Here is a 13306-nt window from a genome sequence, read left to right as displayed (position 1 = left end):
TATGTCGTCTGCACCCCAAGATTCACCGCGTATCCGCGTCCTCGTCGTTGATGACCATGCGATCGTGCGCGACGGCATAAGCACACTTCTCAACCGTCAAGCGGACATGGAGGTGGTTGGCGAAGCTTCGGACGGGGCAGAGGCAATCGCCATGTATTGCCAACTACGTCCCGATGTAACCTTGATGGATGTGCAAATGCCGGGTATCGGCGGCGTGGAAGCCATTACGGAGATACGCCGGTTCTCAGTCGACGCAAGAATTCTTGTACTGACCACCTATCCGGGCGACGCTAATGCCGTGCGTGCTTTGCGGGCAGGTGCAGCAGGCTATCTGTTGAAGAACGGAATTAGGTCCGCACTCGTAGAAGCTGTTCGTTCCGTGCACTCCGGCCGTCGAGCCGTTTCTGCAGATATTGCGCACGAGCTCGCACTGCATGCACTGGACGAGCCGCTGACTCAGAGGGAGATCGCCATTCTGCAGCTGATAGCGGATGGGTATGCAAACAAGCAAATTGCTTCGCGTCTCAACGTGTCGGTCGAAACCATCAAGGCACATCTAAAAGCGATCTTCAGCAAACTCGATGTTCATGACCGTACGCATGCTGTGACGATTGCTGCGCGTCGCGGCTACATCAATCCCTTCTCATCAGGCTGATTGGTCCTTCTACTTCTGCATGTCGGTGCAGTGATGCCCGTTGCTCAAGTTCCGCGCGCGAAAAAGGAGCAGAGCACATGCAGTCAGCGCTACGTCCTCCCTGACTGAAAGCTAATTTCACGCTGGCGTTTCCAACCCCTTGACGAGCTTTGATGCCAGCCGCCTGTTCTGCAACTGCGCCAGCCACCACTCCGGCGCACGGCCCTGGTGGTCGCCGCGCCAGGCGACGTAGAGCAGGTTGGGTTCGCGCGGGTCCGCCATCTGCTTTTCCACCAGATCGCCCCGCTTGAGCAGGCCGGCTACGCGCTCGCGCGGGAGCCAGCCCACACCCAGCCCCTCGCATTGCGCATAGATCTTCGCGCGCATGCTCGGCACGGCCAGCGACGGCTGTCCGCCCAGCACGCCGTACCCGCGTACATCCACCCGGCGCGAGGTGTCGGCCACCACCGCGGCGCGGTGTTGGAGCACGGTCGCACGCTCGACCGGTTCGCGCGCCTTGGCCAACGGATGGCGCGGCGACACGGCGAACACCCAGTCCATCACCCCGAGTTCGAACCAGCGCAGCCCGGGGATCACCGGCGGCTCGTTCGTCGCGCCCACCACCAGGTCGGCGCGGCCGTCGCGCAGCGCATCCCACGTGCCCGTAAGAACTTCATGGGCGATGCGCAACGTGACGCCCGACCTGAAACCATCGAAGGTGCGGATGACGGGCACCAACGTTTCGAACTCGAGAATTTCATCGGTGACAATCCAAAACCGATCTTCCCACCCGCCGGCCACCTGCTTCACCCGCTGCGTCAGCCGGGACACGTCCAGCAACAGGCGCGCCGCCTCCTGCGCGAGCAGGTGCCCGGCAGGTTTGAGCTGCAGGCGGTAGCGGCGGCGATCGAAAAATAGCGCATCGAAGCGCGTCTCGAGTTGGCGTGCGGCGTGCGACACGGTCGAGGGCGCCTTGCCCAGGCGTGCAGCGGCGTGGGACAGGCTTCCGCTCTCCCGGATGGCTTCCAGCAGGGCCAATTCATCCGCTGACAACATGTTCGATACCTTCGAACGAGTCCGTCGCGGTTGTGGCACGGAAAGCCATTCGCGACTTGCCAGTATGTGCTCACAGCATTGGGCTGGCATCGAAGGACTTCACCATGAACCGCTTCAACAACAAGACCATCCTCATCACCGGCGGCAGCAGCGGCATCGGCCTGGCCGCGGCTCAAGCGTTTACCGCCGAAGGCGCACGCGTCGTCATCACCGGCCGCGACAACGCAGCCCTCGAACAGGCCAATGCCGCCCTAGGCCCGGGCGCCATCGCCTTGGTCAACGACGCCGGCCGCCTGGCGGACGCGAAAGCGCTTGCCGCTGCCCTGGCCGCCGCCGACCTTCGACTGGACGCCGTTTTCCTCAATGCCGGCACAGCGAAGTTCGCTGCGTTCCCGGACGTGGATGAAGCGCTGTGGGACCAGATATTCGACACCAACATCAAGGGGCCGTACTTCCAGCTCCAGGCATTGCTCCCACGGCTCAATCCGGGCGCGTCGATCGTCATCAATGGCTCCATCAACGCGCGGATCGGCATGCCGAACAGTTCGGTCTACGCCGCCAGCAAGGCGGCGGTGATCTCGCTGGCCAAGACGCTGTCGGCCGAACTGCTGTCGCGTGGCGTGCGGGTCAACGTGATCAGCCCGGGCCCGGTGGCGACCCCGCTCTACGGCAAGCTTGGCCTCGATGCCGCGTCGCTGGACGCCACGGCCGCGCAGATCCAAAACCAGGTGCCGCTGGGCCGCTTCGGTACGCCCGACGAGATCGCCGCGACCGTGTTGCACCTCTCGTCGCCGGAATCGGCCTTCATCGTCGGTACCGAGATCATCGCCGACGGCGGCATGAGCCAACTCTAGGCGCATCCCGCGCTTCTCTTGCTGGCCGACGGGTTTCCGCTTCCGCGTTGCCCACGGATATCCGCCGGTCCAGCTACATCCAGCCCCGAAAAGATCGTCAGGTTCCCGTGCTGCGCTCGATCCAGCAATGCCGCCACGGCGGTGCTAGCGCGAATGCCCCGCATGGCGGGATGCCAAGGCGCGCCTTCAGCGCAATCACTGGAGGCTTATTGGGCCGGGGTCATGGATTGCAGCGGTTCTAGGGCACGCCTTAAACGATAGCGTTTACGCCCAGCTGATCTTAAATATCCCCTCTGAGTGATGGAAGCGCCTAACTTGTTGTGTGGAGGATCCACTGAGTCTCGTTCGACTGAAGCCCGCTTGTGCAAACAGTGTGTCCGGGCCAAGTATGGGGATGCTGCCTCACTCGCCAGCTTTAGCGCGCAGGGCAAGACGTCAATCCCAGGTCGGAAGCTGACATCGAACAGGGCAGGGATTAGGAAGATTTATCGAGGGTAGGGAGGGCAGCCTCCTATTCATAGCGCAAGGTATACGCAAAGGGGACTGATAGTTGGGCGGCAGAGCTACGGGTACAACTCGCGAACCCGGGCTAAGGGGCGTCCAGTCTCGACGGCACGACGTACCTTACGCGCGATCATGTCGGCGAGATCGATCCGTCGTTGTAATGTTTCGTAGAGGTCGAGACCCTCGACGCAGATCACGGGCTGTCCGCGGCCGAAAGCTTCCATGCCAACGTCGGTGAAACCCGAGTTGCTGATGAACACCCCGCGACTCCATGTTGCCTTATCTCGCACCTTGCCGGCAAAGGCGCGCAAGTCAGCTGCATCAGTTCTGTCGTTCTGCCACTTCGCTTCGACCAGATAGGTTTCATTGTGTAGCACAAAGCTACCATCGATCTGTTCACCGGTGTTGCGGAAGGCGCCGCGCGGGGCGAGTCCGAAAGCGTCGAAGGATGTTGTGAGGAATCGTTCGAACGCGTAACCGCGCGAGTGCGGATCAAGGGCGGCTAACATCACAAGGTCGCTCTCAAGTTGAGCGTAGAGAGCCTCGCTGAGAGTCCGCGGAGCCGTCATAGATGTGGGAACGGCACCACTGGACAGACTATCCAGAAATGATAGTGCACAAAGCTCGGGGATCCTGAAGTTGACACCAAGAAGAAGTCGATTCAATTCGTCGACCTCATCGCGAGTTAGCGGGTTATCGCTCCTACCTCTCCAGCTAATCGCCTGTATTACTATCTCTTGAATCAATGCGCAGAACCTGTTGCGCTTGTTCTCAAGCGTCCACGTCAACAGCGCTACGATTCCAGGTTCCTTGCTTGGCTTTCCCGGTGGCCATGCTTCCGGCACACCTGCATGCGTTGCGGCGAGTGGGAACGATGTACTGTTATTACCGCTTGCTGGCAAGAAGCCGTATAGCGATCTCGCGAGCGCCGCAACAGCAGCACGCTCACCCAGAGTCAATGGCATGATCCCTCCAAGCTTGACGTTTCAATGGAAGGATGCCATGGGCACGAGACATAGCCTAGTATAGGATCCACCCTAACCAGCAGAATTCAATTCTGGCTGCCCCACAATGCGATCGGGCGACCCGCTTAATTGGGGGCCATAGCATGGTGAGCGGCAGCGACCTGGGAATACCCAGTACAGATCCATTACTAGGCGAGCACGGGGAAGTATGCTCATGGCCTCAAGTATGCCAACAATTTCAGAACTGTACCTCGCATTTCGCCAGGCGAAGTCTGCACTTTTCTTCGAGAAACGCGGGGTCGGCCTTATCGAGCTGGCGGCGTATGAACAAAGTCTACCTGATAACCTAAGAGCGCTTCAGGTCAAGCTAACCAATGAAAAGTGGTTCGACAGACTTGAGGTTGGCGAAGTATGGATAGTGCCAAAGCGCTTTCATGCCAGTCCAGATGGCCGTGATGGCGTCATCCGCATTGGGGCAACCCGCGAAAGAGCCAGTGCACAACCGATTGACGTTCAGCTGCGGATAACACCGCATCCGGAGTTTGCGATTGCCGAGGTGCTTTACTTATGGCGCTTCGGTGGCTTCCTTGACTCACTCCTTTCAAGCGATGTATTGGGCTACCGGTTAGATCTTCGTCGAGGGCAGGTACTTCCTCACCGCCGCTGGCTATTCGAGTACTGGCCGAAGCGCTATCAACAGTTCCGCTCAGATCCACTAAATGCCGCAAAGCTCAATCTTGAGCTTGGCGATCAAACTCTCATCATTAGCGGCGATCTCGCAAACTTCTATGAGACGATCGATCCGTCTTTCATGTTGCATTGTTCCCTAATTGCCGAGTTGGACAATGCTGGAGCCGATGAATCTGTCATAGACGGCTACCGACACGCCACGGCGTCGCTACTTCGTGCGTACGCTAGGTTTCACGAGGTCGCTTCGGTGCGTGCCGCGACACCTATACGCATAGGGGTTCCGATCGGGGCGTTGACGAGCAGGCTGGTAGCTAACCTAGCTCTGGCGCCACTCGATAGGCACGTCGCGTCTCGTCCCGGTGTAATTTGTTACAAGAGATATGTGGATGATTTGGTGATCGTCGCGGACGCGCATGGCGAGCAAGCATTGACTGATACGATTCAGAGGTTTCTGCCACTGAAATCGAGCGGCGACACGAGCAGAGAGGGGGTATTTAGGCTGGATTCGGACGCGCTCAATCGTCCGGGCTCGGAGTTTGAGCTTCAAGAGAGAAAGGTTCGCGCCCATCATTTGGCTGGCATCCCCGGTGCGGATTTCGTAGACGCTGTCGCTTCAGATTTCGCCAAGGCATTGAGCGAGCGGCGTGCCTTTGTAGATTCTTCTACATTGGTAGGCGACGGAGTGAGCCACCTCATTCGCGCAGGAAATGTAGAAGGATCTCCTTTACGAGTTCTTAGAGAGGCTGACCGCGCCAGGCTCGAGCGCTTTGCGCTATCCACGAGTCTCCGCTCGCTTGAGCGCGTATCGAGTCTTATCGATCATAGAGAGGCTCGCGACCTCGTAAGAACATGCTTGGAGCGCGTAGGAAGGGTACTGGATGCTGAGGACAACTGGGTAGACGATCTGGATGTGACTCTACGCCTTCTCAAACTCGCAATCTGCACAGGTGACTGGAGATCCGTTACGGAACTTCGTAAGCGCACGGATCGCATATGGGGAACTGTGGACGCTCTGAAGGCGAAGACAAACAAGCTCCACTACCGAGGTCGCGAAATCGATCCGAGTAGAGTCAGTCCATGGACTTGGCTTCGAAACTACCTTCATGAACGTCGACTGGAAGCGATCTGCGCTTGCCTTCCAATTGGCATGGACGCGAAAACCATCGCAAGTCGCTTTCCTGGCGGACTACGGGTTAGGACTAGGGAGGTCAAGGCGACAGTACTTCGTCGACGTGCCGAGCAGCTTGCTTCGTCAGACCTCCGTTCGCGTGACCGTGAAGATGATGCGCTTCCAAGTCAGCAGTCTGCTTATGTCGACCGAGACTGGCTTCGCTCAGGGCTGTCGCGGAACAAGGACTTGGAACTGCGGCTCAAAGCCATAGACGAATACGTCAGACGATGTGAAGACCTTGGCGATCGGCCTTGGATAATGCCCGCCACCCGCTTGTTCCTGTGTACGCGCCCGCCATCGTACTTCGACATTGCGCGGCGCTGGCTCTTTCGCGTCGAAGAGCAAGGATTTGACACATCCACCTTCGACGATCTTATTCGAGTAGTGAACGCAGTTCGCGGAACGGAGTACAGCGATGCAGTTGGCACAGTCCTTGATCGCAAAACCATATCAATTGAGCGACCTTTGGGGAGAAGGACCTTAGAATCCGGTTCCACGCCAATAGAGCCGCGGGTAATACTCGGAAACCTCGTTGTTGATGACGCCGCGTGGATCGGAGCCGCTACGCGTACGCGCGGCAGCCCGTATGGCGCCCCTAGGCTCACGAAGAGCAGACTCCAAGGGCTGACCGATGTCCTGGAGAAGGCAGCGGCGGCATCTCGGAGCAGGGCTGTTGAGTTACTCGTACTGCCGGAGCTCTCCCTGCCTCGCAAATGGTTTCGTACCGTCGCCAATCATGTCGTCAAAGCCGGTCACTATGGGCTGGTGGTCGGACTCGAGTACATCCATCACGGCTCGCAGCCCTATGTCACAAACCAAGTCTTCGCGGTCCTCCCGGGGCCGTTCTTCTCAGTTGCAGCGTGGCCGTGGACTAAGCGCCTTCCAGCAAGAGAGGAGGCGACTATGCTCTTGAAGCAGAAAACGCCGGTTTCATTTGCTCCCCCACAAGGTAGCCCGCCGCCTAGAACCGTTATACATTCCGCTTGGGGCGCGTTCTCTGTACTTATCTGCAGTGAATTGATCGAGGCACGTCGCGTTGCCGACCTCCTTGGTCGTGCACAGATGGTGCTCTGTCCGGCTTGGAACCCCGACACCTCCTCTTACGACCACCTTATTCAATCTGTTGGCTTTCAGCTTCATAGTATTATTGCGATTGCAAACAACGGTCACTATTCGGACTGCCGGGCTTGGGCTCCAAGAACAGTACGCTGGGAACGTGACCTTTGTAGATTGATCGAACGCGACGTCAACGACGTCGTCTGTTTTGATGTGCCGCTGACAAGTCTGATCGCTTTCCAGGGTGGTGATAAGCAAGCCGTAGATCGATTTGAACGCCTGCGCTCTGCTCTGGCTCGACGAGACTTCGCTGGAGCGCGTCGGGCTCTTGAGAAGCTCTCGGAGGATGCTCCGGGAGCATGGCGCCCATTACCGCCGGATTGGAGTTAAGCCTTTTTCCAGCCTTCGCTGCTCATGGTTGGTTGCGACGTCGTTGAAGAACAATATTGTTTTTGACTATGAGTTACCACTGGGCTGAATCGACATTTCACTTGGTGGCATAGCCGAAGCCGGTGTTGAGAGCTTAGCGCTTATTGGTAGACTTCGCCGCGCTCTGGCACCATGGAGTCGCCACAAGCTGGAGAGGCTCGGGATGAGTAAGACATGGATCGGCGCCTTATTGACTGCGTTCTACTTTTCCGCCGTAGCTACCTGGTGCATATGGCAGTGGCCCGAGTTGGCCGCTGCCGACGCGAGCAAGATAGGGGGGTTCCTAGGTGGCGTATTCTCGCCAGTTGCATTTCTTTGGCTTGTGCTCGGCTATTTCCAGCAGGGACAGGAACTGCGCCAGAACACGCGTGCTTTAGAACTGCAAGCTGAAGAGCTCAAGCACTCGGTCCAGCATCAAGCCGAGCTGGTGGAGGTTACTCGCAGCCAGCTTCAGGCTGAGATCTCTCGATTGGAACAAGAGCAGGAACGGCTGACTCAGGCAGCAAAACCCAAGCTTCGCTTTTTGTCGGGCGGCGCCAGCAGTTCAGGGAGCAGGATAGAAGCACGCCTGATTGGCCAGAATGTTGGTAACACTGCTGTCGATGTAACTTTGGCCTTCGAGCCGACGCTGCAAGGATTTTCGCCCATGCGTGCCACCACTTGGACGCGAGGCGAACAAAAGCACTTTACTTGGGCTTACTCGACTTCAGATGTTCCCGAGTCCGTGCTTATGACAGTCAACTATGTCGATGCAGCGGGTGTACCAGGTGTATCTCGCTTCAGGCTAACAGCCCTCAGTAACGCCATGTCTTGGGATACTGAAGAGATCTTCTGATGAGTTAAGGCTCGTATCGAGAGCGCGCCGAAGAAATGCGAACCTCATCAGTCAGGAGTAGGGGACGTGCTTCTCAAGCCAGCCCCAAACTTCTTGAGTGAGCCATCCTGAGTAAGGACGCACAACTTTGATGATGAGCAGCGTGTCGTTGTCGTCCATGTGCTTCCGAAGCCGATCACGAACTTGCTCCGGCGACTCACCGGTGACGATCAGCCACGTGGAATCCATGGGGTGACACCAGTTAGGCGAGCTCTTCAGCTCTTCGTAAAGTGCACCGTAGTTCTGGCCGGACTTGTTCAGATCGTAAGAGATGCAGTACGTGCTCACAGTTCATGCCTCCTTTCGGTTGTTCAAACCAGACTCTTGTCCAGAGTTCATCTGTGGCAGCCTGTCACTCATCGAGTCATGCAGAAAACGGCCGAAAATCCACAGCCGCTTTCGCTTATTTTGAATCCCGTCGTCGGAATTGCACTACGTTCGCTTCGAGCCCTGAAGGCATATTGAGCACGCCGCTCGGGAGACCCGCGAAGACTTCGAGGTAACCTTTCGATAGTCGAGTTCTAGTGAAAGCCTCATGGAAAGGGACCACATTCTCCTGAGCCAAGAAACGGCCTGCCCGCTCGAAAAGCACAGGCGTTTCTGCACTTATCTCGCTATCAAGCGGCTCATCCTTTCGCCAACGGCGCCGACTCAAATTCTGAAAGAAGCGTTGCAGTTGATCTCTCGTGACAACGTGCAAACTTTCAAGGCGCATCATCATCGCCTGTAGCGAGACTTTCCAACGGCGCTTGAGCTTCACGAGATAGTCAAGGTCGATACGAACAGCTTCCGGCACAAAGCCTTCTTCAGGAAGTAGGAAGGCACCCGCAAAATAATGAGCTTGCTTCTCCATGAGGTCATGCCGAGTCGGATCATCTACATCCTCCGCAAGCAAATGACGATGGAGTATCAGATGCCCGAGTTCGTGCGCGATATCGAATCGCGACCGGACTGCTGGCGAGCCCTTCTTTACAAGAATGATGGGTCCCGACTCATACCAGGCAGACACGCCGTCCATATCTTCACTCAGCTCAGCGTAACCAACTACGATTCCGTGGTTCTCTAGCAGGAGCACGAGCTTGTCGATGGGGCCGTAGCCAAGCCCAAAGAACTGACGGGTGCTCCGGGATATTTCCTCGATCATTTCCCACGAAAGCTCCTCTGGATCTCTCGGCGGAAACTCAGGAAGCCTTACAACCGGCATTTCCAGGAGCTCGGAAAAGCGCAAAACCACCTCTCTAGCCCATGCCAGCGCGGCGTCAGCCCTATCCTTCTGAAACTCCGGCGTGCGCTTGAGCGATCGATAGTTGATGGCTGAATGCAAACCACCTAGCTCCGTGGGAACAGGCGAGTAGAAATAGTCGATGGAAACGCCAAGCAGAGAAGCAGCCTGCGCCATCTTCTCCAGCCCAAGCGGCTTTCCATTCTCTGCAGCAGAAACTAGCTGGCGCGATACTTCGAGTCTTTCTGCAAGATCCGTCGCAGTCATATTGGCGATGAGTCGAGCCTGTCTCAGCCGCGCTCCCTGAAATGTTCGTTCAACCGGCTTCACGGCCTTCTACCAACTTCGAGTGGAGTGCCCTGACCGCGAATTGCAGCGTATCTGCGACTTCCTCGATCTCTAGGTTCTCGACAGGCCCCAAGTCCAGCGCCCATGGCAACAATGGGTAGTTCTCCTGGCTCTGATCAGGAATAGCCAACACAGCAGATTTGGCAATTAGATCTCCGCCATGCAATAGATGGGCATACACCTTCTCGGTCGGCGCGGGCAGATCACTCTGAATAGTTGCAAACAGGTCAGTGCAACGCTTCGCGATCTCGCCGCGGCTAACGGCTTTGCGCGCGCCCTTACGGCTCGCGTCGCGGCCCATAAAGTGCGTGGTCAGGCAAACTCCCGGTGCTTGAAATCTCGTGTGAACGTGATTGTGCGAGTTGTTCCAAACCTGTTCGGTGTAGAAAGTTTCGCGACGCTTCGCAACGAGTTCGATGCCGTACTGCACACATGGATCAGCAAGATGGCCGAGAAGCCCGCGACCGGGGGAGAAGGTCGCCAATACCGGCGTACCGCGGATGATCTCCGCCAACGCCGAGTAGCCGATGACGATACCTTCCTGGAGAGTCAGTACGTGCGCCTCATCAAGACGGGGAGAGAGCAAAGACTGGGTGGTGATCACGGCGGTGACCGAGCGGGAAGTTGCAACCATCCTGCCGTAATTACCTTAGTTTGTCTACCAAAATGAGGAAAACACTAACATGTGCAAGCTAATCAATGGGTTGGAGCGATCTGATCGTCTGACGCCTCAATTCGCCTCAGACCGTGACTCGCTGTGGGCAGTCAGTCCTCCAATAGCCGAGCGGCAGGATTCGCGGACGCACCTCCACTCTGGAAATACCCCACAACACTCGAGACGGCACGGTGTTCGGTTAACTGCATAATCGCCGGCAACGAAATCCCTTGACGGCTCGCCTCGGTGACGAACCCGGATCGCAGGCTGTGACCACCAAAATCCCCCTCCAGCCCGGCCAGGCGCGCCCGACGCTGCACGATCTCACCCACAGCGGCTGGGGAGAGGGCATGGCCGATGCGCTGCTTCCAGAGCCGCCGGAAAATTGCCCCCTCTGTTATCCCTGACGCCTCTAACCAGTCCTGCAGGGCGAGGGCGGCCCGGTCGAGCACCGGCTTATCTGGAGTTGAAGATGCCGTGACGCCGGCCTGCTGGGTTTTGCTGTGTTCGAGTCGGTAGATATAGCCCTTGTCACCGATCCGCCGCAGGTCCCGTAGGTCCGCGGCGGCGATCTCGCTCCGCCGGCGCCCGCCACTAGCGAACCCGAAGCAGAGTAGGGCGCGATCTCGTATCCCTTCCAGACTGTCGTCGCAGGTGGCCAGCATCGCTTCCAGTTCGGCCAAGGTGATCGCAGTCTTCTTGCGCGGGCGCTCACCACGTTTGACAGCCGCCCGCGCGGCACGGCTGAGCACGGTCCGAATGGCCGGTTGTTCGCAGGGATTAGGCTGCTGCTTGAGCCGGTGCGCCGTGGACAGCACCGCGACGCGGTGCCGGACCGTGGACAAGGTCCACGGGCCCGGCTTGGCTTTCAGGCCGGCGGCCACGAGGGTCCGGTCGACCGCTGGTGGGAGTTCCCAGACCAGCTCGCCGTCGGCGTTGCGCCGGACCACATGGTCAACCACGAACTGCAGCACGGCCGCCTCGGGCACCGGTAGGGACAGTTCGATCCCGTAGCGGGCCGCGTGCCAGCCGGCCCAGTAACGCAGAGCGCTGGTGTAGCTGCGGGTCGTGTTCTCGGCGGCCGCTTCGGCGAGCAGTTCGCGCACCGCATCGGCGGCCTGTTGGGCCAGCTGAGCGGGCAGGGCTAGGCTGGCCGCCGGTTGCGCGAGGGCAGGAATCGCGGGAATATCTTTCATAGTATGTATGTTTTACTACGATAAACGGCTCCTAGCCACGATAATCATCACTTATCGCGAGTACGTGTTCAATGGGGCAGGGCGACGATCGAGGGGGCCAGATGGCACGCGGAATAACCGAGCAGGATGTCCATGTCGCAGCGGACGAACTGGTGATGGCCGGAGAGCGGCCGACAGTGGAGCGTATCCGGGCCCATCTGGGCACCGGTTCGCCGAATACGGTCACTCGGCACCTGGAGACTTGGTGGCAAGGTTTAGGCGGGCGCTTGAACCAACGCGCCGAAGAACTGGCATTTCCCGAAGCCCCGGAGGCGGTCTCCACTTTGGCTGGGCAGTGGTGGAAGCTAGCTTGCGACCACGCGCGCGCCCAAGCAGAGGACTCCCTTAATTCCGAGCGAGCCGCCCTCGCCGAGGAACGTGACCAGTTCACTCGAGATCGGCAAGTGATGCTGGCGCACGCGCGCGAGATCGAAACCCAGATCGAATCTGCGCGCACTTCAGAGCAGACTGCGGTGGCGCGGTCGGCTGAACTTCAACGTTTGGTGGCGCACCTAGAAGTTCAGATCAGGGATCTCGTAGACCAACGTGATGCCGCAGCGGCACGCGGAGCCGAGGCTAACCAGGCGATACACGCTCTAGCGGAGCGCCTGCAGCAGTCGGAGCGAGATGCGCAGGCCGAACGCGCCAGCCTGTCAGCTCACATACAAGCCACAGAAAACCGTGCCGGTCTGGAGATAGATCGTGCACGGCAAGAAGTCAGGGAACTGAGAACACGCTTGACGACTCTCACCAAGTCGCAAGTGGAAGTAGAGAGAACCCTACGAGAAGCGGCCGAAGCCGCCAATGCCGCCGCCGTCGAAGCGCGCCAACAGCTGCTGGCAGAGCGCGCACGTGCCGACGCATTGGATCAACAGCTTTCTAAGCTGCGCGATCTACCAGCAGCCTTGAGGGCTGTTATGCAGCGGACTTCAAGGCAGTCTGGGGCTGGTTCGCAAGCCAAGGTGGGGACTCGTAGGCGCCGCGACTAGACAGACCTAAGATTGTGTCTGAGTGCAGCTATAAAAATCAGATAAATCAATGGGGTGCATGATCTAGAGTCAAGAGGACACTAATTAGAGAACCCCGACAGCCACGATGGGAATGCGCTCCGTTACGGCCTACGCATTTTTTAGGCATTATGCGAAGTCGAAGGTAGCCCAGCGGGCCGCCCTTCGGCGCTCTCCGTTGCAGCGTCAGCATCACGCCCGCCGGTTCTTTGAGACACGTCTTCGCCTGCGTTGGACGCAGGCTGAGTGCGCTGAGTTCTTGCAGGTCACACCGCGCACCGTTCGCTATTGGGAGGCTGGCGGCGTTCGTATTCCGCATGCGGCTTACAAGCTGCTCCGCGTCCTCGGCGGCGGTCGCTACCTGGGTCACGCTTCGTGGCGTAGCTTCTTCGTTCGCGACGATGTTCTGGTGACACCTGAGGGTCATGAGTTTGCCGCCGGTGACCTGGCTTGGTGGTCGTTGCTTGTGCGTCAGGCCCGTGAGTACAGGACCGCACGTCGCCAGCTTCTTGAGCTTCAGGACGCACCACCTGCGGCCACAGCCTCCGGAGCGTTAGCGACGGTGTCTGTGACCGCAGCTGTTGCGCCTTGTCCCTCCTGCGCTGC

Annotated in this window: 11 protein-coding genes; 5 read left to right on the top strand and 6 right to left on the bottom strand. The window is 58.5% G+C overall.

The window, feature by feature from the left end:
- Nucleotide 1: 1 nt before the first annotated feature.
- Entirely contained in the window at nucleotides 2-655 is a 654-nt protein-coding gene (locus ASD77_RS17925) for a response regulator transcription factor (protein ID WP_082563405.1), read from the top strand.
- A 117-nt stretch (nucleotides 656-772) separates the two neighbouring features.
- On the opposite strand, the gene ASD77_RS17350 is transcribed toward ASD77_RS17925, so the two are convergent.
- A complete protein-coding gene (locus tag ASD77_RS17350; protein ID WP_235578573.1) occupies nucleotides 773-1672 on the bottom strand; it encodes a LysR family transcriptional regulator in 900 nt (299 codons plus the stop codon).
- Between the two features lie 122 nt (nucleotides 1673-1794).
- On the opposite strand from ASD77_RS17350, the gene ASD77_RS17345 reads away from it, so the two are divergent.
- Nucleotides 1795-2544, top strand: a complete 750-nt coding sequence (locus ASD77_RS17345; RefSeq protein WP_055944932.1) for an SDR family oxidoreductase — start codon at nucleotides 1795-1797, stop codon at nucleotides 2542-2544.
- Between the two features lie 563 nt (nucleotides 2545-3107).
- Here ASD77_RS17345 and ASD77_RS17920 read toward each other — a convergent pair.
- Nucleotides 3108-4013 (bottom strand): restriction endonuclease, encoded by a 906-nt coding sequence (locus tag ASD77_RS17920; RefSeq protein ID WP_082563404.1) that lies wholly within the window; start codon nucleotides 4011-4013, stop codon nucleotides 3108-3110.
- A gap of 214 nt (nucleotides 4014-4227) precedes the next feature.
- On the opposite strand from ASD77_RS17920, the gene ASD77_RS18275 reads away from it, so the two are divergent.
- Both ASD77_RS18275 and ASD77_RS18270 read left to right on the top strand, forming a co-directional pair.
- A complete protein-coding gene (locus tag ASD77_RS18275) occupies nucleotides 4228-7320 on the top strand; it encodes an RNA-directed DNA polymerase (protein ID WP_156383714.1) in 3093 nt (1030 codons plus the stop codon).
- A 202-nt stretch (nucleotides 7321-7522) separates the two neighbouring features.
- Nucleotides 7523-8194, top strand: coding sequence for a hypothetical protein (locus ASD77_RS18270; RefSeq protein ID WP_156383713.1), 672 nt, complete (start codon nucleotides 7523-7525; stop codon nucleotides 8192-8194).
- 51 nt (nucleotides 8195-8245) lie between these two features.
- Here the strand turns inward: ASD77_RS18270 and ASD77_RS17335 are convergent, their stop codons facing one another.
- From ASD77_RS17335 to ASD77_RS17320, 4 genes are all read right to left on the bottom strand, one after another.
- Nucleotides 8246-8521 (bottom strand): hypothetical protein, encoded by a 276-nt coding sequence (locus tag ASD77_RS17335; protein WP_055944928.1) that lies wholly within the window; start codon nucleotides 8519-8521, stop codon nucleotides 8246-8248.
- Nucleotides 8522-8636: 115 nt separating this feature from the next.
- Nucleotides 8637-9785, bottom strand: a complete 1149-nt coding sequence (locus ASD77_RS17915) for an XRE family transcriptional regulator (protein WP_156383712.1) — start codon at nucleotides 9783-9785, stop codon at nucleotides 8637-8639.
- Nucleotides 9772-10407 carry a hypothetical protein gene (locus ASD77_RS17325; protein WP_156383711.1) on the bottom strand — a complete coding sequence of 212 codons (636 nt, stop codon included), beginning with the start codon at nucleotides 10405-10407 and terminating at the stop codon, nucleotides 9772-9774. Before ASD77_RS17325 ends, ASD77_RS17915 begins: the two co-directional genes overlap by 14 nt.
- A gap of 161 nt (nucleotides 10408-10568) precedes the next feature.
- A complete protein-coding gene (locus ASD77_RS17320) occupies nucleotides 10569-11654 on the bottom strand; it encodes a site-specific integrase (protein ID WP_055944921.1) in 1086 nt (361 codons plus the stop codon).
- Between the two features lie 101 nt (nucleotides 11655-11755).
- Between ASD77_RS17320 and ASD77_RS17910 the strand changes: the two genes are divergently transcribed.
- Nucleotides 11756-12682, top strand: coding sequence for a DNA-binding protein (locus ASD77_RS17910; protein WP_162247648.1), 927 nt, complete (start codon nucleotides 11756-11758; stop codon nucleotides 12680-12682).
- The last annotated feature ends 624 nt before the right edge of the window (nucleotides 12683-13306 follow it).

The sequence above is a fragment of the Pseudoxanthomonas sp. Root65 genome, assembly GCF_001427635.1.
In the GTDB taxonomy this organism is placed as follows: Bacteria; Pseudomonadota; Gammaproteobacteria; order Xanthomonadales; family Xanthomonadaceae; genus Pseudoxanthomonas_A.
Note: the sequence above shows the minus strand (reverse complement) of the source record. Positions and strands in the feature narration are given on the sequence as shown.